The sequence below is a fragment of the Pseudomonas sp. M20 genome, assembly GCF_045037865.1.
Taxonomy (GTDB): domain Bacteria; phylum Pseudomonadota; class Gammaproteobacteria; order Pseudomonadales; family Pseudomonadaceae; genus Aquipseudomonas.
Map to the genome: position 1 here is coordinate 6,401,781 of NZ_CP173611.1, position 21,153 is coordinate 6,422,933.

The window sequence follows — 21,153 nt, forward strand, 5'->3', positions numbered from 1 at the left end:
GTCAACGCAGCTAAGCTCAGGTTTTTAAATGAGAAAATGCTTGACAGGGGTTTGGCATAGTATAGAATGCCGGCCTGATTAGGAGGGGTTCCCGAGCGGCCAAAGGGATCAGACTGTAAATCTGACGTCTACGACTTCGAAGGTTCGAATCCTTCTCCCTCCACCAGATTTGAGCGTGAGCTGCAGGCTCCGCGGGTATAGTTTAGTGGTAGAACCTCAGCCTTCCAAGCTGATGATGCGGGTTCGATTCCCGCTACCCGCTCCAAGTTTGCAGGTTGTGCAAAGTGTTTCGCTCTTGTAGCTCAGTTGGTAGAGCACACCCTTGGTAAGGGTGAGGTCAGCGGTTCAAATCCGCTCAAGAGCTCCATATAACAAGGCAGATATGAAAATATCTGCCTTTGTTTTAATGGTTGATATTGTTTGTCTAATTTCTTCTGTTGAGGGTGATATCGATGGCTAAGGAAAAATTTGATCGTTCCCTGCCCCACGTCAACGTTGGGACCATTGGTCACGTTGACCACGGTAAAACCACTCTGACTGCTGCTCTGACTCGCGTTTGCTCCGAGGTCTTCGGTTCCGCAATCGTTGACTTCGACAAGATCGACAGCGCGCCAGAAGAAAAAGCTCGCGGTATCACCATCAACACCGCACACGTTGAGTACAACTCGAAGATCCGTCACTACGCTCACGTCGACTGCCCAGGTCACGCTGACTATGTGAAGAACATGATCACCGGTGCTGCTCAAATGGACGGCGCTATTCTGGTTTGCTCGGCCGCTGATGGTCCGATGCCGCAAACCCGTGAGCACATCCTGCTGTCCCGTCAGGTTGGCGTTCCGTATATCGTGGTTTTCCTGAACAAGGCTGATCTGGTAGACGACGCTGAGCTGCTGGAACTGGTTGAGATGGAAGTTCGCGACCTGCTGTCCACCTACGACTTCCCGGGCGATGACACTCCAATCATCATCGGTTCGGCTCGTATGGCTCTGGAAGGCAAAGACGACAACGAGATGGGCACCACTGCCGTCAAGAAGCTGGTTGAAACTCTGGACAGCTACATCCCAGAACCAGTTCGCGTGACTGACAAGCCGTTCCTGATGCCAATCGAAGACGTATTCTCGATCTCTGGTCGCGGTACTGTTGTGACTGGTCGTATCGAGCGCGGTATCGTTCGCGTTCAAGATCCGCTGGAAATCGTTGGTCTGCGTGACACCACCGTTACTACTTGCACCGGTGTTGAAATGTTCCGCAAGCTGCTCGACGAAGGTCGTGCTGGCGAGAACTGCGGCGTTCTGTTGCGTGGCACCAAGCGTGACGATGTTGAGCGTGGCCAGGTTCTGGTTAAGCCGGGTTCGGTTAAGCCGCACACCAAGTTCACTGCAGAAGTTTACGTTCTGAGCAAGGAAGAAGGCGGTCGTCACACTCCGTTCTTCAAAGGCTACCGTCCACAGTTCTACTTCCGTACTACTGACGTGACTGGTAACTGCGAGCTGCCAGAAGGCGTTGAAATGGTAATGCCAGGTGACAACATTCAGATGACTGTTACCCTGATCAAAACCATCGCAATGGAAGATGGCCTGCGTTTCGCTATCCGTGAAGGCGGTCGTACCGTCGGCGCTGGTGTCGTAGCTAAAATCATCGAGTAAGTGGTTGTAATGTATTTTTCGGGCCGGCATAATGGTCGGCCTGATTTTGTTTTAGGTCAGTAGCTCAATTGGCAGAGCGACGGTCTCCAAAACCGTAGGTTGGGGGTTCGATTCCCTCCTGACCTGCCAGATTCACTTGGTGTGTCTGGCTTTCTTTTCACAGGATCTTCATAGATGACTCCTAAAGCTGAAGCTCAAGGCTCTCGCTTCGATCTGCTCAAGTGGCTTGTAGTTGTCGCTTTGGTGGTTGTTGGCGTTGTTGGCAATCAGTATTACTCTGCTTCGCCGATCCTGTACCGTGTACTCGCTTTGCTTGTCATTGCTGCTGTAGCTGCCTTTGTAGGCCTGCAGACTGCGAAGGGCAAGTCTTTCTTTGTACTCGTTAAGGAAGCTCGCACCGAGATTCGTAAAGTCGTTTGGCCAACTCGCCAAGAAACCACGCAGACCACCCTGATTGTGGTGGCTGTTGTTCTGGTTATGGCGTTGCTGTTGTGGGGGCTTGATTCCCTGCTCGGCTGGCTTGTTTCCTTGATTGTCGGCTAAGGGTGTCCCGTGGCTAAGCGTTGGTATGTTGTGCATGCTTACTCGGGTTACGAGAAGCATGTGATGCGCTCGCTGGTCGAGCGCGTAAAGCTGGCTGGCATGGAAGATGGCTTCGGCGAGATTCTGGTTCCCACTGAAGAAGTGGTTGAAATGCGTAATGGCCAGAAACGCAAAAGCGAGCGCAAGTTCTTTCCAGGTTATGTGCTGGTTCAGATGGATATGAATGAGGGTACTTGGCACTTGGTCAAGGATACACCTCGGGTGATGGGTTTTATTGGCGGTACTGCCGATAAGCCTGCGCCGATCACCGATAAAGAGGCGGAAGCAATTCTGCGTCGTGTTGCTGATGGTAGCGACAAGCCTAAGCCGAAGACTCTCTTCGAGCCAGGTGAGACGGTGCGAGTCAATGACGGTCCATTCGCTGATTTCAATGGCGTTGTTGAAGAAGTTAATTACGAAAAGAGCCGGATCCAAGTGGCAGTGCTCATTTTCGGTCGCTCTACCCCGGTAGAGTTGGAGTTCAGTCAGGTCGAAAAGGTCTAACTGGACAAGCATCCCAACCCCGCAGCCCTAGGCTGTGGGGTTTTGTCGTCACTGGGATAAACGCGCAAGTAACCGGGGAGCCTTTCGAGGCGTTCGAACCCGTAATTGGAGTGCCTCATGGCCAAGAAAATTACCGCTTACATCAAGCTGCAAGTGAAGGCCGCTCAGGCTAACCCAAGCCCACCTGTTGGTCCTGCTTTGGGTCAGCACGGCGTGAACATCATGGAATTCTGCAAGGCCTTCAACGCCCGTACTCAGGGTCTTGAAGCAGGTCTGCCGACTCCAGTGATCATCACTGTCTACAGCGACCGTAGTTTCACTTTCGAAACCAAATCCACCCCGGCTTCGGTTCTGCTGAAGAAGGCGGCCGGTCTGACCAGCGGTTCCGCTCGTCCGAACACCGTTAAGGTTGGCACCGTTACCCGTGCTCAGCTGGAAGAAATCGCGAAAACCAAAAACGCGGATCTGACTGCAGCTGATATGGATGCAGCCGTGCGTACTATCGCCGGTTCTGCTCGTAGCATGGGCCTTAACGTGGAGGGTGTGTAATGGCTAAGCTGACCAAGCGTCAAAAGGCTATCGCCGGCAAAATCGAAGCAGGCAAGGCCTACAACATTGTAGATGCCGCTGCTCTGCTGGCTGAGCTGTCGACTGTCAAGTTCAGCGAGTCGTTCGACGTTGCTGTAAACCTGGGTGTAGACCCGCGTAAATCCGACCAGGTTGTTCGTAGCGCTACTGTGCTGCCACACGGCACTGGCAAGACTGTTCGCGTTGCTGTGTTCACTCAGGGTCCAGCTGCTGAGGCCGCTTTGGCTGCCGGCGCTGACCGTGTAGGTATGGACGACCTGGCTGCCGAAATGAAAGGCGGCGACCTGAACTATGACGTAGTGATCGCATCCCCGGATGCCATGCGCGTTGTAGGTCAACTGGGTCAGATCCTCGGCCCACGTGGTCTGATGCCTAACCCTAAGGTTGGTACCGTAACTCCAGACGTAGCTACCGCGGTTAAAAACGCTAAAGCTGGTCAGGTTCGTTATCGCACCGACAAAAACGGCATCATTCACACTTCCGTTGGCAAGATGGGCTTCGACGCCGTCAAGCTGAAGGAAAACGTTGAAGCCCTGATCGCAGATCTGAAGCGTATCAAGCCAGCTTCCTCGAAAGGTATTTACGTCAAGCGCGTTACCCTGAGCACCACTATGGGCCCAGGTCTGGTTATCGACCAGAGCTCGCTGGACGCGTAAGACAAAGGTTGGCGCGATTGTTTTCGCGCCAATTGAAAGATTGGGGTCCCTGCCTGGCGGGGGCTATCCAAGACCGTAGGCGACGCAAGTCTTAAACCATAAGCCTACGCAGATGGTGCTCCCGGTTCCTTACCGAATCAGACACCAAAACGACATTCGGTTTCGATCGAATGAAACGGTAACAAGCAGGAGTTAAACCCGTGGCAATTAATCTCGAAGACAAGAAGGCCATCGTCGCTGAAGTCAACGAGGCTGCCAAAGTCGCTCTGTCCGCTGTCGTGGTTGATGCACGTGGCGTAACAGTAGGCGCAATGACCGGACTCCGTAAAGAGGCTCGTGAAGCTGGCGTTTACGTACGTGTTGTACGTAACACCCTGCTCAAGCGCGCTGTTGCTGACACTGAATACAGTGTTCTCAACGACGTGTTCACCGGCCCGACCTTGATCGCATTCTCCAACGAACACCCGGGCGCTGCTGCTCGTCTGTTCAAAGAGTTTGCTAAAGGTCAGGACAAGTTCGAGATCAAGGCAGCTGCGTTCGAGGGCAAGTTCCTCGCAGCTAATCAGATCGACGTTCTGGCAAGCCTGCCGACCCGTGACGAAGCAATTTCCCAGCTGATGAGCGTGATTCAAGGCGCTACCAGCAAATTGGCTCGTACTCTGGCGGCACTTCGCGACCAGAAAGAAGCTGCTGCAGCCTGAGGCTGAGCGTTTCCTCTCTCGCGTATTTTTGTTTATTTCGATGGCCTCCAGGCTATCCCCCAATTCAGGAAATAAGTCATGTCTCTGACTAACGAACAAATCATCGACGCAATCGGCGAAAAATCGGTTCTGGAAATCGTTGAGCTGATCAAGGCAATGGAAGAGAAGTTCGGCGTATCCGCTGCCGCTGCTTCTGCTGGTCCAGCTGCTGCCGCCGCTGTTGTTGAAGAGCAAACCGAGTTCAACGTTGTTCTGCTGGAAGCTGGCGAGAAGAAGGTTAACGTGATCAAGGCAGTTCGTGAACTGACCGGTCTGGGCCTGAAAGAAGCCAAAGAGAAAGTAGACGGCGCTCCTCAGGTTGTAGCTGAAGGCGTTTCGAAAGAAGCGGCTGAAGACGCCAAGAAGAAGCTGGAAGAAGCAGGCGCTAAAGTCGAGCTGAAATAAGTATCGACTTTGCTCCTCCAGCCCGAGCGTCAAGCGACAGGCTGATGGCTGGTGGCTCTTGCCACCGGCCTTTTTCCGTTATTGGCAGCCGACTGGGTCGGTGCTGATAAAGGCGCTGTAACCACCCGATGCGGTGGCGCAAACCATGGGGTTTGCACGATTTTCTGGCTGCTCCCGTCGGGAGGGGCCAAACAAGCAGGTGACCAAGCTGGGGAACGCTGATGGCTTACTCATATACTGAGAAAAAACGTATCCGCAAGGACTTTAGCAAGTTGCCGGACGTCATGGATGTGCCTTACCTCCTGGCCATCCAGCTGGATTCGTATCGTGAATTCTTGCAAGCGGGAGCGACTAAAGATCAGTTCCGCGACGTGGGCCTGCATGCGGCCTTCAAATCCGTTTTCCCGATCATCAGCTACTCCGGCAATGCTGCGCTGGAGTACGTCGGTTATCGCCTGGGCGAACCGGCATTTGATGTCAAAGAATGCGTATTGCGCGGTGTAACTTTCGCCGTACCTTTGCGGGTAAAAGTGCGCCTGATCATTTTCGACAAAGAATCGTCGAACAAAGCGATCAAGGACATCAAAGAGCAAGAAGTCTACATGGGTGAAATTCCCCTGATGACTGAGAACGGTACCTTCGTAATCAACGGTACCGAGCGTGTAATCGTTTCCCAGCTGCACCGTTCCCCGGGCGTGTTCTTTGACCACGACCGCGGCAAGACGCATAGCTCCGGCAAACTGCTGTACTCCGCGCGCATCATTCCTTACCGCGGTTCGTGGCTGGACTTCGAGTTCGACCCGAAAGACTGCGTGTTCGTGCGTATCGACCGTCGTCGCAAGCTGCCGGCATCGGTACTGCTGCGCGCGCTCGGCTATACCACTGAAGAAGTGCTGGACGCTTTCTACACCACCAACGTTTTCCACCTGAGCGGCGAAACCCTCAGCCTGGAACTGATTGCTTCGCGTCTGCGTGGTGAAATTGCGGTTCTGGATATTCAGGACGAGAAGGGCAAGGTCATCGTTGAAGCGGGCCGCCGTATTACCGCGCGCCACATCAACCAGATCGAAAAAGCCGGCATCAAGACCCTGGAAGTGCCTCTGGACTACGTCCTCGGTCGCACTACCGCCAAGGTTATCGTGCACCCGGCTACCGGCGAAATCCTGGCAGAGTGCAACACCGAGCTGAACACTGAAGTCCTGGCAAAAATTGCCAAGTCCGGCGTTGTTCGCATCGAAACTCTGTACACCAACGACATCGACTGCGGTCCGTTCGTCTCCGACACGCTGAAGATCGACTCCACCAGCAACCAATTGGAAGCGCTGGTCGAAATCTATCGCATGATGCGTCCAGGCGAGCCGCCAACCAAAGACGCTGCCGAAACCCTGTTCAACAACCTGTTCTTCAGCCCTGAGCGCTATGACCTGTCTGCGGTCGGCCGGATGAAGTTCAACCGTCGTATCGGTCGTACCGAGATCGAAGGTTCGGGCGTGCTGTGCAAGGAAGACATCGTCGCGGTACTGAAGACTCTGGTCGACATCCGTAACGGTAAAGGCATCGTCGATGACATCGACCACCTGGGTAACCGTCGTGTTCGCTGCGTAGGCGAAATGGCCGAGAACCAGTTCCGCGTTGGCCTGGTACGTGTTGAGCGTGCGGTCAAAGAGCGTCTGTCGATGGCTGAAAGCGAAGGCCTGATGCCGCAAGACCTGATCAACGCCAAGCCAGTGGCTGCGGCGGTGAAAGAGTTCTTCGGTTCCAGCCAGCTCTCGCAGTTCATGGACCAGAACAACCCGCTGTCCGAGATCACCCACAAGCGTCGTGTCTCTGCACTCGGCCCTGGTGGTCTGACTCGTGAGCGCGCAGGCTTTGAAGTCCGTGACGTACACCCGACTCACTACGGTCGTGTATGCCCGATTGAAACGCCGGAAGGTCCGAACATCGGTCTGATCAACTCCTTGGCTGCTTACGCTCGCACCAACCAGTACGGCTTCTTGGAAAGCCCGTACCGCGTGGTGAAAGAGGGTGTGGTCACCGACGAGATCGTGTTCCTGTCCGCTATTGAAGAAGCTGATCACGTGATCGCGCAGGCTTCGGCGACCATGAACGACCAGAAAGTCCTGATCGACGAACTGGTAGCCGTACGTCACCTGAACGAATTCACCGTTAAGGCGCCTGAAGAAGTCACCTTGATGGACGTTTCGCCGAAGCAGGTAGTTTCGGTAGCAGCGTCGCTGATTCCGTTCCTCGAGCACGATGACGCCAACCGTGCGTTGATGGGTTCGAACATGCAGCGTCAAGCTGTACCAACCCTACGCGCTGACAAGCCGCTGGTAGGTACCGGCATGGAGCGTAACGTAGCCCGTGACTCCGGCGTTTGCGTCGTGGCTCGTCGTGGTGGCGTGATCGACTCCGTAGACGCCAGCCGTATCGTGGTTCGTGTTGCTGATGACGAAGTTGAAACCGGCGAAGCTGGTGTCGACATCTACAACCTGACCAAATACACCCGCTCGAACCAGAACACCTGCATCAACCAGCGTCCGCTGGTGAGCAAGGGTGATCGCGTTCAGCGTAGCGACATCATGGCCGACGGCCCGTCCACCGACATGGGTGAACTGGCACTGGGTCAGAACATGCGCATCGCGTTCATGGCATGGAACGGCTTCAACTTCGAAGACTCCATCTGCCTGTCCGAGCGTGTGGTTCAGGAAGACCGTTTCACCACGATCCACATCCAGGAACTGACCTGTGTGGCACGTGACACCAAGCTTGGGCCTGAGGAAATCACTGCAGACATCCCGAACGTGGGTGAAGCTGCACTGAACAAGCTGGACGAAGCCGGTATTGTTTACGTAGGTGCTGAAGTTGGCGCGGGCGACATCCTGGTCGGCAAAGTCACTCCGAAAGGCGAGACCCAGCTGACTCCGGAAGAAAAACTGCTGCGTGCAATCTTCGGTGAAAAAGCCAGCGACGTTAAAGACACCTCCCTGCGTGTACCTACCGGTACCAAAGGTACTGTCATTGACGTACAGGTCTTCACTCGTGACGGCGTTGAGCGTGATGCTCGTGCTCTGTCGATCGAGAAGTCCCAGCTGGACGAGATTCGCAAGGATCTGAACGAAGAGTTCCGTATCGTTGAAGGCGCAACTTTCGAACGTCTGCGTTCCGCTCTGGTAGGCCACAAGGCTGAAGGCGGCGCAGGTCTGAAGAAAGGTCAGGACATCACCGATGAAGTTCTCGACGGTCTTGAGCATGGTCAGTGGTTCAAACTGCGCATGGCTGAAGATGCTCTGAACGAGCAGCTCGAGAAGGCTCAGGCCTACATCGTTGATCGTCGCCGTCTGCTGGACGACAAGTTCGAAGACAAGAAGCGCAAACTGCAGCAGGGTGATGACCTGGCTCCAGGTGTGCTGAAAATCGTCAAGGTTTACCTGGCAATCCGTCGTCGCATCCAGCCGGGCGACAAGATGGCCGGTCGTCACGGTAACAAAGGTGTGGTCTCCGTGATCATGCCGGTTGAAGACATGCCGCACGATGCCAATGGCACCCCGGTCGACGTCGTCCTCAACCCACTGGGCGTACCTTCGCGTATGAACGTTGGTCAGATCCTTGAAACCCACCTCGGCCTCGCGGCCAAAGGTCTGGGCGAGAAGATCAACCGGATGATCGAAGAGCAGCGTAAAGTCGCTGAACTGCGTACTTTCCTGGACGAGATCTACAACCAGATCGGCGGTCGTAACGAAGATCTGGACAGCTTCTCCGATCAGGAAATCCTCGATCTGGCGAAGAACCTGCGTGGCGGCGTTCCAATGGCCACTCCAGTGTTCGACGGCGCCAAGGAAAGCGAAATCAAGGCCATGCTGAAACTGGCAGACCTGCCGGAAAGCGGCCAGATGCAGCTGACAGACGGCCGTACCGGCAACAAATTCGAGCGTCCAGTTACCGTTGGCTACATGTACATGCTGAAGCTGAACCACTTGGTAGACGACAAGATGCACGCTCGTTCTACCGGTTCGTACAGCCTGGTTACCCAGCAGCCGCTGGGTGGTAAGGCGCAGTTCGGTGGTCAGCGTTTCGGGGAGATGGAGGTCTGGGCACTGGAAGCATACGGTGCTGCTTACACTCTGCAAGAAATGCTCACAGTGAAGTCGGACGATGTGAACGGCCGTACCAAGATGTACAAAAACATCGTGGATGGCGATCACCGTATGGAGCCGGGCATGCCCGAGTCCTTCAACGTGTTGATCAAGGAAATTCGTTCCCTCGGCATCGATATCGATCTGGAAACCGAATAACACGTGACGCGAATCGAGAGCGGGGCAGGATTGCCCGCTCTCTGCTCCGCCAGGAGGAAAGGCCTTGAAAGACCTACTGAATTTGCTGAAAAACCAGGGTCAAGTCGAAGAGTTCGACGCCATCCGTATCGGATTGGCCTCGCCTGAGATGATCCGCTCATGGTCGTTCGGTGAAGTTAAAAAGCCGGAAACCATCAACTACCGTACGTTCAAACCTGAGCGTGACGGTCTGTTCTGCGCCAAGATCTTTGGCCCGGTAAAGGATTACGAGTGCCTGTGCGGTAAGTACAAGCGCTTGAAGCACCGTGGTGTGATCTGCGAGAAGTGCGGCGTTGAAGTTGCACTGGCCAAGGTTCGTCGTGAGCGCATGGCACACATCGAACTGGCTTCGCCGGTTGCCCACATCTGGTTCCTGAAATCGCTGCCGTCCCGTATCGGCTTGCTGATGGACATGACCCTGCGTGATATCGAACGCGTTCTCTACTTCGAGAGCTATGTCGTTATCGATCCAGGCATGACCACCCTTGAAAAAGGTCAGCTGCTGAACGACGAGCAGTACTTCGAAGCGCTGGAAGAGTTTGGTGACGACTTCGACGCCCGTATGGGTGCTGAAGCTGTCCGTGAACTGCTGCACGCTATCGACCTGGAACACGAGATTGGCCGTCTGCGTGAAGAAATTCCGCAAACCAACTCCGAAACCAAGATCAAGAAGCTGTCCAAGCGTCTGAAGTTGATGGAGGCCTTCCAGGGTTCCGGCAACCTGCCAGAGTGGATGGTGCTGACCGTTCTGCCGGTTCTGCCGCCAGATCTGCGTCCACTGGTCCCACTGGACGGCGGTCGTTTCGCGACTTCCGACCTCAACGATCTGTATCGTCGAGTGATCAACCGTAACAACCGTTTGAAGCGCCTGCTGGACCTGTCCGCTCCGGACATCATCGTGCGCAACGAAAAACGTATGTTGCAGGAAGCTGTCGATGCACTGCTCGACAACGGCCGTCGTGGCCGCGCTATCACCGGTTCGAACAAGCGTCCTCTGAAATCCCTGGCTGACATGATCAAGGGTAAGCAAGGTCGTTTCCGTCAGAACTTGCTCGGTAAGCGTGTTGACTACTCCGGTCGTTCGGTAATTACCGTAGGCCCGACTCTGCGTCTGCATCAGTGCGGTCTGCCGAAGAAGATGGCTCTCGAGCTGTTCAAACCGTTCATTTTCGGCAAGCTCGAGATGCGTGGTCTCGCGACCACCATCAAAGCGGCCAAGAAAATGGTCGAGCGCGAACTGCCAGAGGTTTGGGACGTTCTCGCTGAAGTGATTCGCGAACACCCGGTTCTCCTCAACCGTGCACCGACCCTTCACCGTCTGGGTATCCAGGCGTTTGAACCGGTACTGATCGAAGGTAAGGCTATCCAGCTGCACCCTCTGGTCTGCGCCGCGTACAACGCCGACTTCGACGGCGACCAAATGGCCGTGCACGTACCGCTGACGCTGGAAGCCCAGCTCGAAGCGCGTGCGTTGATGATGTCGACCAACAACATTCTGTCGCCAGCCAACGGTGAGCCAATCATCGTTCCGTCGCAGGACGTTGTATTGGGTCTGTACTACATGACTCGTGAAGCGATCAACGCCAAAGGCGAAGGTCGTGTGTTCGCGGATCTGCAGGAAGTTGACCGTGTGTTCCGTGCCGGCGAAGCCGCACTGCACGCCAAGGTCAAGGTTCGTATCAACGAAACCGTCAACGACCGTGACGGCAACAGCGTGAGCGGTACCCGTATCGTCGACACCACTGTCGGCCGTGCGCTGCTGTTCCAGGTTGTGCCAAAAGGTCTGTCGTACGACGTCGTCAACCTGCCGATGAAGAAAAAGGCGATCTCCAAGCTGATCAACCAGTGCTACCGCGTGGTTGGTTTGAAAGAGACCGTGATCTTCGCTGACCAGTTGATGTACACCGGTTTCGCTTACTCGACCATCTCCGGCGTTTCCATCGGTGTTAACGACTTCGTTATCCCGGATGAAAAAGCCCGCATCATCGGTGCTGCCACCGACGAAGTGAAAGAGATCGAGAGCCAGTACGCCTCCGGCCTGGTAACCCAGGGCGAGAAGTACAACAAAGTGATCGACCTTTGGTCGAAAGCGAACGACGAAGTCTCCAAGGCGATGATGGCCAATCTCTCGAAAGAGAAAGTCATCGACCGTCATGGCGTCGAAGTCGACCAAGAGTCCTTCAACTCGATGTACATGATGGCTGACTCGGGTGCGCGGGGTTCCGCAGCACAGATTCGTCAGCTGGCCGGTATGCGTGGTCTGATGGCCAAGCCAGACGGTTCCATCATTGAAACGCCGATTACTGCGAACTTCCGTGAAGGTTTGAGCGTACTTCAGTACTTCATCTCGACTCACGGTGCTCGTAAAGGTCTGGCGGATACCGCGTTGAAAACTGCGAACTCCGGTTACCTGACTCGTCGTCTGGTAGACGTTGCGCAGGATCTGGTTGTAACCGAGATCGATTGCGGCACCGAACACGGTCTGCTGATGACTCCGCACATTGAAGGCGGTGACGTTGTAGAGCCGTTGGGTGAGCGCGTATTGGGTCGTGTTATTGCCCGTGACGTATTCAAGCCAGGCACCGAGGACGTTATCGTTCCGGCCGGTACTCTGGTAGACGAGAAGTGGGTTGAATTCATCGAGCTGAACAGCATCGACGAAGTGATCGTGCGTTCGCCGATCAGCTGCGAAACCCGCTATGGCATTTGCGCCAAGTGCTACGGCCGTGATCTGGCTCGTGGTCACCAAGTGAACATCGGTGAAGCGGTCGGCGTTATCGCTGCCCAGTCCATCGGTGAGCCGGGTACTCAGCTGACGATGCGTACGTTCCACATCGGTGGTGCGGCAAGCCGTACTTCCGCTGCGGACAGCGTTCAGGTGAAGAATGGCGGTACCGTTCGTCTGCACAATTTGAAGCACGTGGAGCGAGTGGACGGTCACCTGGTTGCTGTGTCCCGTTCCGGTGAGCTGGCCATCGCTGATGACTTCGGTCGTGAGCGCGAGCGTTACAAGCTGCCGTACGGTGCTGTGATTTCGGTTAAAGAAGGTGACAAGGTCGACGCTGGCGCAATCGTGGCCAAGTGGGATCCGCACACCCACCCGATTGTTACCGAAATGAAAGGTACCGTGACCTACGTGGGCATGGAAGAAGGCATCACGATCAAGCGTCAGACTGACGAATTGACCGGTATGACCAACATTGAAGTACTTGACGCGAAAGATCGTCCAGCTGCGGGCAAAGAAATCCGTCCAGCAGTGAAGATGGTCGACGACAACGGCAAGGATCTGTTGCTGCCAGGCACTGACGTTATCGCTCAGTACTTCCTGCCAGCCAACGCCCTGGTCGGTGTAGCGGATGGTGCGAAGATCGCGATCGGTGACGTTATCGCTCGTATCCCGCAAGAAACGTCGAAGACCCGCGACATCACCGGTGGTCTGCCGCGTGTTGCCGACTTGTTCGAAGCGCGTCGTCCGAAAGAAGCGTCGATTCTGGCTGAAGTCAGCGGCACCATCGCGTTCGGTAAAGAGACCAAAGGCAAGCGCCGTCTGGTTATTACCCCGAACGACGGTAGCGATCCGTATGAAGAGCTGATTCCGAAGTGGCGTCACCTGAACGTGTTCGAAGGCGAACAGGTAAACCGCGGCGAAGTAATCTCCGACGGCCCAAGCGATCCGCACGACATCCTGCGTCTGCTGGGTGTGAGCGCGCTGGCCAAGTACATCGTCAACGAGATCCAGGACGTTTACCGTCTGCAAGGCGTGAAGATCAACGACAAGCACATCGAGACCATCCTGCGTCAGATGCTGCGTAAAGTTGAAATCGCTGAATCCGGCGATTCCAGTTTCATCAAGGGCGACCAGATGGAATTGACTCACGTACTGGTAGAGAACGAGCGTCTGGGTGGCGAAGACAAGTTCGTCTCCAAGTACACTCGCGTTCTGCTGGGTATCACCAAGGCGTCGTTGTCCACCGAATCGTTCATCTCGGCGGCTTCCTTCCAGGAAACCACCCGTGTACTGACCGAAGCGGCAGTCACCGGCAAGCGCGACTACCTGCGCGGCCTGAAAGAAAACGTTGTCGTGGGTCGTCTGATCCCGGCTGGTACCGGCCTGGCATATCACAGCGAGCGCAAGCGTCGTCGTGAAGCAGACAAGCCGTTGCGCGTAAGCGCCAGTGAAGTGGAAGCTGCACTGACCGAAGCGCTGAACTCGAGCGGTAACTGAGTTCTGCGATAAATGAGCGTAAGGCCCTGGTCGCTCCGTTCATCGAATCGAGACAATTTGTCGAGGTTCGAGGGGCGGGGAGGTCGGGGCCTTGCCTTGACTGGGGGCAAGATCCTCTTTAGACTCTTGATCCCCTAAATTTGGCGGGAATTCGTTCCTGCCATTTTGCTTTTCTTGCAAGACAATAGCGTCGCAAGACAACAGTGGAGCTAGTAGATGGCAACTATCAACCAGCTGGTACGTCAGCCGCGTAAGCGTATCGTCGAGAAATCCGACGTACCTGCGCTGCAGAACTGCCCGCAACGTCGTGGCGTGTGCACCCGTGTGTACACCACCACGCCGAAAAAACCTAACTCGGCACTGCGTAAAGTATGCCGTGTGCGCCTGACCAACGGTTTCGAGGTTTCCTCGTACATCGGTGGTGAAGGTCACAACCTGCAAGAGCACAGCGTGGTATTGATCCGCGGCGGTCGTGTAAAAGACTTGCCAGGTGTTCGTTACCACACCGTTCGCGGTTCTTTGGATACTTCCGGCGTTAAAGGTCGTAACCAGGGTCGTTCGAAGTACGGTACCAAGCGTCCGAAGTAATCGGCCGTTTTGCAGATTTTCATTTTATTGAGTCGATAAGAGTAAGGTCGGGCACGCATCCATTGGATCTGTCCCGAGCTAACCTGAAGACCGCTTGAGGGCTTATCATGCCAAGACGTCGCGTAGCAGCAAAGCGTGAGATTCTGGACGATCCGAAATACGGAAGCCAGATCCTCGCCAAATTCATGAACCACGTTATGGAAAGCGGCAAGAAAGCCGTTGCCGAGCGTATCGTTTATGGTGCCCTGGAAACCGTTGCGACCCGTAAGGCTGGCACCGATCCCCTGGAACTCTTCGAAAAAGCACTCGACGCCATCGCTCCGCTGGTCGAAGTGAAGTCGCGCCGCGTTGGTGGTGCTACTTACCAGGTTCCGGTCGAGGTTCGTCCTTCCCGTCGTAACGCTCTGGCAATGCGCTGGTTGGTAGACTTCGCCCGTAAGCGTGGCGAGAAGTCTATGGCTCTGCGTTTGGCTGGCGAACTGCTGGATGCTGCTGAAGGTAAAGGTGCTGCTGTTAAGAAGCGTGAAGACGTGCACCGTATGGCTGAAGCTAACAAAGCTTTCTCGCACTACCGCTTCTAATTTTAGCTTCACTAATTTTGCGAGGGCTTTATGGCTCGTACTACTCCGATTAGCCGCTACCGTAACATCGGTATCGTCGCTCACGTGGATGCTGGTAAAACCACCACCACCGAGCGCGTCCTTTTTTACACCGGCAAAAGTCACAAAATGGGCGAGGTGCATGACGGCGCCGCGACCACAGACTGGATGGTTCAGGAGCAGGAGCGTGGTATTACCATTACTTCTGCTGCTATTACCGCCTTCTGGAAAGGTTCCGAGAAGCAGTACAAAGACGAGCATCGCTTCAACGTAATCGATACTCCGGGCCACGTTGACTTCACTATTGAAGTTGAACGCTCCCTGCGCGTACTCGACGGCGCTGTCGTTGTATTCTGCGGTACTTCGGGTGTTGAGCCTCAGTCGGAAACCGTATGGCGTCAAGCCAACAAGTACGGCGTTCCACGTCTTGTTTACGTGAACAAGATGGACCGTGCCGGCGCCAACTTCCTGCGCGTGATCGGTCAGATCAAGCAGCGTCTGGGTCACACTCCGGTGCCAATCCAGTTGGCCATCGGTTCAGAAGACAACTTCCAGGGTCAGATCGATCTGATCAACATGCAAGCTGTCTACTGGAACGACTCTGACAAAGGTATGGTCCCTGTTCGCAAGGACATCCCTGCTGAGCTGCAAGAGCTGGCTGAAGAGTGGCGCAACAACATGGTTGAAGCTGCTGCTGAAGCCAACGAAGAGCTGATGAACAAGTACCTGGAAGGCGAAGAGCTGTCGATCGTAGAGATCAAAGCTGCTTTGCGTCAGCGTACTATCGCCGGCGAAATCGTACTGGCTGTTTGCGGTTCTTCGTTCAAGAACAAGGGTGTTCCCCTGGTTCTCGACGCCGTTATCGACTTCCTGCCTGCGCCAACCGACATTCCTGCTATCAAGGGTACTGACCCGGATAACGAGGAAATCGAGCTGGAGCGTCATGCAGACGATGCGGAGCCGTTCTCGGCTCTGGCGTTCAAGATCGCTACCGACCCATTCGTGGGTACCTTGACCTTCGTCCGCGTTTACTCGGGCGTGTTGAACTCCGGCGACGGCGTGATCAACTCGGTTAAAGGCAAAAAAGAGCGCGTGGGTCGTATGGTGCAAATGCACGCAAACGCCCGTGAAGAGATCAAGGAAGTGCGCGCTGGTGACATCGCGGCCCTGATCGGCATGAAGGACGTCACCACTGGTGAAACCCTCTGCAACGCTGACAAGCCAATCATCCTGGTTCGCATGGACTTCCCGGAGCCGGTTATTTCGGTTGCCGTAGAGCCTAAGACCAAGGATGACCAGGAAAAAATGGGTATCGCTCTGGGCAAACTTGCTCAGGAAGACCCGTCTTTCCGCGTTAAAACTGATGAAGAGACTGGTCAAACGATCATCTCCGGCATGGGCGAACTGCACCTGGACATCCTGGTTGACCGGATGCGCCGTGAGTTCAACGTCGAAGCCAACATCGGCAAGCCTCAGGTTTCCTATCGTGAGCGCATCACGAAGAACTGTGAAATCGAAGGCAAGTTCGTTCGTCAATCCGGCGGTCGTGGTCAGTTCGGTCACTGCTGGATCCGTTTTGCTCCCGCTGACGAAGGTCAGGAAGGTCTGCAATTCGTGAACGAAGTTGTAGGTGGTGTGGTTCCTAAGGAATACATCCCGGCTATCCAGAAGGGTATCGAAGAGCAGATGAAGAACGGCGTTGTTGCCGGCTATCCGCTGATCGGCCTGAAGGCTACCGTGTTCGATGGTTCTTACCACGACGTCGACTCCAACGAGATGGCGTTTAAAGTGGCTGCCTCCATGGCGACCAAGCAACTGGCCCAGAAGGGCGGTGGTGAGTTGCTTGAGCCGATCATGGCTGTAGAGGTTGTTACGCCTGAAGACTATATGGGTGATGTGATGGGCGACCTTAACCGTCGTCGCGGCATGATCCAGGGTATGGAAGACACAGTGTCCGGCAAGGTTATCCGTGCCGAGGTTCCACTGGGTGAGATGTTCGGTTATGCGACCGACGTTCGTTCCATGTCCCAGGGTCGCGCAAGCTACTCTATGGAATTCAAAAAATACGATACGGCTCCGTCGCACATCGTCGAATCCGTAACCAAAAAACAAGGCTGATTCAGCCCCTTTAGGCTAGGAGTTAATTGTCGTGGCTAAAGAAAAATTTGATCGTTCCCTACCGCACGTCAACGTTGGCACCATTGGTCACGTTGACCACGGTAAAACCACTCTGACTGCTGCTCTGACTCGCGTTTGCTCCGAAGTTTTCGGTTCCGCAATCGTTGACTTCGACAAGATCGACAGCGCACCGGAAGAGAAAGCTCGCGGTATCACCATCAACACCGCACACGTTGAGTACAACTCGAAGATCCGTCACTACGCTCACGTTGACTGCCCAGGTCACGCTGACTATGTGAAGAACATGATCACCGGTGCTGCTCAAATGGACGGCGCTATTCTGGTTTGCTCGGCCGCTGATGGTCCGATGCCACAAACCCGTGAGCACATCCTGCTGTCCCGTCAGGTTGGCGTTCCGTACATCGTGGTTTTCCTGAACAAGGCTGACCTGGTAGACGACGCTGAGCTGCTGGAACTGGTTGAGATGGAAGTTCGCGACCTGCTGTCCACCTACGACTTCCCGGGCGATGACACTCCAATCATCATCGGTTCGGCTCGTATGGCTCTGGAAGGCAAAGACGACAACGAGATGGGCACCACTGCCGTCAAGAAACTGGTTGAAACTCTGGACAGCTACATCCCAGAACCAGTTCGCGTGACTGACAAGCCGTTCCTGATGCCAATCGAAGACGTATTCTCGATCTCTGGTCGCGGTACTGTTGTGACTGGTCGTATCGAGCGCGGTATTGTTCGCGTTCAAGATCCGCTGGAAATCGTTGGTCTGCGTGACACCACCGTTACTACTTGCACCGGTGTTGAAATGTTCCGCAAGCTGCTCGACGAAGGTCGTGCTGGCGAGAACTGCGGCGTTCTGCTGCGTGGTACCAAGCGTGACGACGTTGAGCGTGGTCAGGTTCTGGTTAAGCCGGGTTCGGTTAAGCCGCACACCACTTTCACCGCAGAAGTTTATGTTCTGAGCAAGGAAGAAGGCGGTCGTCACACTCCGTTCTTCAAAGGCTACCGTCCACAGTTCTACTTCCGTACTACTGACGTGACTGGTAACTGCGAGCTGCCAGAAGGCGTTGAAATGGTAATGCCAGGTGACAACATTCAGATGACTGTTACCCTGATCAAAACCATCGCAATGGAAGATGGCCTGCGTTTCGCTATCCGTGAAGGCGGTCGTACCGTCGGCGCTGGCGTCGTAGCCAAAATCATCGCGTAATTCTCTTTTATAGAGATTGCTTGATGATGTGAAAGCCCCCGCTCAGCGGGGGCTTTTTTATTGGGTTGACACCTATCTGGGGCGTCTATAGAATTGCGCCTCCTTTTAACGGGCGTATTGCGCTCGGTGGGAATAGCAGCCGGAGTCTGAAATCCAATGCAAAATCAGCAAATCCGTATCAGGTTGAAGGCTTTTGACCATCGCCTGATCGACCAATCAACCCAGGAAATCGTGGAAACCGCGAAACGTACTGGTGCTCAAGTGCGTGGTCCAATTCCACTGCCTACCCGTAAAGAGCGGTTCACCGTTCTGGTTTCTCCGCACGTCAACAAAGACGCGCGCGACCAGTACGAAATCCGCACTCATAAGCGCGTTCTGGACATCGTCCAGCCAACGGATAAAACCGTTGATGCACTTATGAAGCTTGATCTTGCGGCCGGTGTGGAAGTGCAGATCAGCCTCGGCTAAGACTCGGTCTTAGTCGTGTAACGCTCTGAAATGGGCGGCCATAGCGGGTGAAAGCCCCGTACACTCATGAGGTTTACAACATGACTATTGGTGTAGTCGGTCGTAAATGCGGTATGACCCGTATTTTCACCGAAGAAGGTGTCTCCATTCCGGTCACGGTCATTGAGATCGAACCGAATCGCGTCACCCAGTTCAAAACTGAAGAGACCGATGGCTATCGTGCAGTGCAAGTCACTGTCGGCGAGCGTCGCGCTTCGCGTGTAACAGCAGCTCAGGCTGGCCACTTCGCCAAGGCGAACGTTGCCGCTGGTCGCACTACCATGGAATTCCGTCTTGAAGAAGGCGAGTACCAGGCTGGCGATCTGATCAACGCTGAAATCTTCGCCGCTGGTCAGCTGGTTGATGTAACCGGTCAGTCCAAGGGTAAAGGCTTCCAGGGTACGATCAAGCGTTGGAATTTCCGCGGGCAAGATAACACCCACGGTAACTCCGTATCCCACCGCGTCCCAGGCTCTATCGGCCAGTGCCAGACTCCTGGTCGTGTATTCAAGGGCAAAAAAATGTCCGGTCATATGGGCGCTGAGCGCGTGACCGTGCAGTCCCTGGAAGTAGTGCGCGTGGACGCTGAACGCAATCTGTTGTTGGTCAAGGGTGCTGTTCCTGGCGCTACTGGCGGCAACCTGGTTGTACGTCCAGCAGCCAAGGCTCGCGGTTAAGGGGAAGCTGACATGCAATTAAATGTAAATGACGCTCAAGCGATCGAAGTTTCCGAACTGACGTTTGGCGGCGAGTTCAATGAGACGCTGGTTCACCAAGCAGTCGTGGCCTACATGGCCGGCGGCCGTCAAGGTACCAAGCAGCAAAAGACCCGTTCCGACGTTCGTGGTGGCGGCAAGCGCCCATGGCGTCAGAAAGGTACTGGCCGTGCTCGTGCCGGTACTATCCGTAGCCCAATCTGGCGTGGCGGCGGTACCACTTTCGCAGCTCGTCCACAGGATCACTCCCAGAAGCTGAACAAGAAGATGTATCGCGCAGCAATGCGTTCCATCCTTGCTGAGCTGGTGCGTACTGATCGTCTGGTCGTGGTTCAGGATTTCGCTGTTGAAACGCCGAAAACCAAAGACCTGCTGGGCAAACTGAACAACATGAGCCTGACCGACGTTTTGATCGTGTCGGACGCTGTTGATCAGAACCTGTACCTGGCTGCTCGTAACCTGCCGCACGTAGATGTACGTGACGTTCAAGGTTCCGATCCAGTTAGTCTGATCGCATACGACAAGGTGTTGATCACCGTGTCGGCCGTGAAGAAATTCGAGGAGCTGCTGGGATGAACCAGGAACGCGTATTTAAAGTTCTGCTTGGCCCGCACGTTTCCGAGAAGGCTACGGTTCTGGCAGACAAGAAAGGCCAGTTCGTTTTCAAGGTTGCTACTGATGCAACCAAGCTGGAAATCAAGAAGGCCGTCGAAAGCCTGTTCAGCGTGAAAGTAGAGCGCGTCACTACCCTGAACGTTCTGGGTAAGAGCAAGCGCACTGCTCGCGGTCTGGGCAAGCGTAATGACTGGAAGAAGGCAGTTATCTCCCTTCAGCCAGGCCAAGATCTCGATTTCAGCAGCAGTGCTGAGTAAGGAAGGGGTGCATCATGGCAATCGTTAAATGCAAACCGACTTCCCCTGGCCGCCGTTTTGTGGTCAAGGTGGTCAACCAGGAGCTGCATAAAGGCGCTCCTCACGCACCGCTGCTCGAGAAAAAATCGAAGACTGGTGGTCGTAACAACAATGGCCGTATTACCACGCGTCACATCGGTGGTGGTCATAAGCAGCATTATCGTATGGTCGATTTCCGTCGCAACGACAAAGATGGCATCGTCGCCACTGTCGAGCGTATCGAATACGATCCAAACCGTACTGCTCACATCGCACTGCTCTGCTACGCAGACGGCGAGCGCCGCTACATCATCGCCCCTAAAGGCGTGAGTGCTGGTGACCAGCTGATCGCGGGCGCTCTGGCTCCAATCAAGCCAGGCAACGCTCTGCAACTGCGCAACATTCCAGTCGGTTCTACCGTACACGGCATCGAACTGAAGCCAGGTAAAGGCGCACAGATCGCTCGTTCCGCTGGTGCTTCGGCTCAGCTGATCGCTCGTGAAGGCGTGTACGTTACCCTGCGTCTGCGTTCCGGTGAAATGCGTAAAGTCCTGGCTGAATGCCGTGCGACCCTGGGCGAAGTCTCGAACTCCGAGCACAGCCTGCGTTCGCTGGGTAAAGCTGGTGCCAAACGCTGGCGTGGCGTTCGCCCAACCGTTCGTGGTGTTGCCATGAACCCGGTTGACCACCCGCATGGTGGTGGTGAAGGTCGTACCTCTGGTGGTCGTCATCCGGTATCGCCATGGGGCTTCCCGACTAAGGGCGCGAAGACTCGTGGTAATAAGCGTACCGACAAAATGATCGTCCGTCGTCGCAAGTAAATAGAGGGA

The 21,153-nt window shown here is 55.0% G+C and carries 18 protein-coding genes and 4 tRNA genes; all 22 read left to right on the top strand.

All coding sequences use genetic code 11. The annotated features are described in order from the left end of the window. The first annotated feature begins 81 nt into the window (after positions 1 to 81). Positions 82 to 166, top strand: a tRNA-Tyr gene (locus ACI514_RS28470). A 25-nt stretch (positions 167 to 191) separates the two neighbouring features. Next, positions 192 to 265 (top strand) — tRNA-Gly (locus tag ACI514_RS28475). Positions 266 to 291: 26 nt separating this feature from the next. Continuing rightward, positions 292 to 367: transfer RNA gene (locus ACI514_RS28480), tRNA-Thr, on the top strand. A gap of 85 nt (positions 368 to 452) precedes the next feature. Next, complete coding sequence (gene tuf / locus ACI514_RS28485; RefSeq protein ID WP_053124324.1) at positions 453 to 1,646, top strand: elongation factor Tu; 1,194 nt, start codon at positions 453 to 455, stop codon at positions 1,644 to 1,646. A gap of 53 nt (positions 1,647 to 1,699) precedes the next feature. Beyond that, positions 1,700 to 1,775 (top strand) — tRNA-Trp (locus ACI514_RS28490). Positions 1,776 to 1,820: 45 nt separating this feature from the next. Continuing rightward, positions 1,821 to 2,189: a preprotein translocase subunit SecE gene (gene secE, locus ACI514_RS28495; protein WP_007916493.1), complete on the top strand. Its 369-nt coding sequence runs from the start codon at positions 1,821 to 1,823 to the stop codon at positions 2,187 to 2,189. 9 nt (positions 2,190 to 2,198) lie between these two features. Then, complete coding sequence (gene nusG / locus ACI514_RS28500) at positions 2,199 to 2,732, top strand: transcription termination/antitermination protein NusG (protein WP_007916492.1); 534 nt, start codon at positions 2,199 to 2,201, stop codon at positions 2,730 to 2,732. A 117-nt stretch (positions 2,733 to 2,849) separates the two neighbouring features. Then, the gene (gene rplK / locus ACI514_RS28505; RefSeq protein WP_003228756.1) at positions 2,850 to 3,281 is read left to right on the top strand and encodes a 50S ribosomal protein L11; all 432 of its coding nucleotides are present in this window, start codon (positions 2,850 to 2,852) and stop codon (positions 3,279 to 3,281) included. Next, positions 3,281 to 3,976, top strand: a complete 696-nt coding sequence (gene rplA / locus ACI514_RS28510) for a 50S ribosomal protein L1 (RefSeq protein ID WP_007916481.1) — start codon at positions 3,281 to 3,283, stop codon at positions 3,974 to 3,976. Before rplK ends, rplA begins: the two co-directional genes overlap by 1 nt. Before the next feature lie 200 nt (positions 3,977 to 4,176). Further along, the gene (gene rplJ, locus ACI514_RS28515; protein ID WP_007916479.1) at positions 4,177 to 4,677 is read left to right on the top strand and encodes a 50S ribosomal protein L10; all 501 of its coding nucleotides are present in this window, start codon (positions 4,177 to 4,179) and stop codon (positions 4,675 to 4,677) included. Between the two features lie 78 nt (positions 4,678 to 4,755). Then, positions 4,756 to 5,121 carry a 50S ribosomal protein L7/L12 gene (rplL, locus tag ACI514_RS28520; protein WP_007916477.1) on the top strand — a complete coding sequence of 122 codons (366 nt, stop codon included), beginning with the start codon at positions 4,756 to 4,758 and terminating at the stop codon, positions 5,119 to 5,121. Positions 5,122 to 5,342: 221 nt separating this feature from the next. Beyond that, positions 5,343 to 9,416 carry a DNA-directed RNA polymerase subunit beta gene (gene rpoB / locus ACI514_RS28525; RefSeq protein ID WP_160059620.1) on the top strand — a complete coding sequence of 1,358 codons (4,074 nt, stop codon included), beginning with the start codon at positions 5,343 to 5,345 and terminating at the stop codon, positions 9,414 to 9,416. A gap of 64 nt (positions 9,417 to 9,480) precedes the next feature. Next, entirely contained in the window at positions 9,481 to 13,680 is a 4,200-nt protein-coding gene (gene rpoC / locus ACI514_RS28530) for a DNA-directed RNA polymerase subunit beta' (RefSeq protein WP_016984189.1), read from the top strand. Positions 13,681 to 13,896: 216 nt separating this feature from the next. After that, entirely contained in the window at positions 13,897 to 14,268 is a 372-nt protein-coding gene (gene rpsL / locus ACI514_RS28535) for a 30S ribosomal protein S12 (RefSeq protein ID WP_003186084.1), read from the top strand. A 107-nt stretch (positions 14,269 to 14,375) separates the two neighbouring features. Then, positions 14,376 to 14,849 carry a 30S ribosomal protein S7 gene (gene rpsG / locus ACI514_RS28540; RefSeq protein ID WP_007916467.1) on the top strand — a complete coding sequence of 158 codons (474 nt, stop codon included), beginning with the start codon at positions 14,376 to 14,378 and terminating at the stop codon, positions 14,847 to 14,849. Positions 14,850 to 14,879: 30 nt separating this feature from the next. Then, positions 14,880 to 16,985, top strand: a complete 2,106-nt coding sequence (fusA, locus tag ACI514_RS28545; protein WP_007950179.1) for an elongation factor G — start codon at positions 14,880 to 14,882, stop codon at positions 16,983 to 16,985. A 31-nt stretch (positions 16,986 to 17,016) separates the two neighbouring features. Next, entirely contained in the window at positions 17,017 to 18,210 is a 1,194-nt protein-coding gene (gene tuf / locus ACI514_RS28550; protein ID WP_007918472.1) for an elongation factor Tu, read from the top strand. A gap of 156 nt (positions 18,211 to 18,366) precedes the next feature. Beyond that, positions 18,367 to 18,678 (top strand): 30S ribosomal protein S10, encoded by a 312-nt coding sequence (gene rpsJ, locus ACI514_RS28555; protein ID WP_003186070.1) that lies wholly within the window; start codon positions 18,367 to 18,369, stop codon positions 18,676 to 18,678. 80 nt (positions 18,679 to 18,758) lie between these two features. Continuing rightward, positions 18,759 to 19,394, top strand: a complete 636-nt coding sequence (gene rplC, locus ACI514_RS28560) for a 50S ribosomal protein L3 (protein WP_003228738.1) — start codon at positions 18,759 to 18,761, stop codon at positions 19,392 to 19,394. Between the two features lie 12 nt (positions 19,395 to 19,406). Further along, complete coding sequence (gene rplD / locus ACI514_RS28565; RefSeq protein WP_007918468.1) at positions 19,407 to 20,009, top strand: 50S ribosomal protein L4; 603 nt, start codon at positions 19,407 to 19,409, stop codon at positions 20,007 to 20,009. Further along, positions 20,006 to 20,305, top strand: a complete 300-nt coding sequence (gene rplW / locus ACI514_RS28570) for a 50S ribosomal protein L23 (RefSeq protein ID WP_002555488.1) — start codon at positions 20,006 to 20,008, stop codon at positions 20,303 to 20,305. Before rplD ends, rplW begins: the two co-directional genes overlap by 4 nt. 14 nt (positions 20,306 to 20,319) lie before the next feature. After that, positions 20,320 to 21,144, top strand: a complete 825-nt coding sequence (rplB, locus tag ACI514_RS28575) for a 50S ribosomal protein L2 (protein WP_003228734.1) — start codon at positions 20,320 to 20,322, stop codon at positions 21,142 to 21,144. Positions 21,145 to 21,153: the final 9 nt, after the last annotated feature.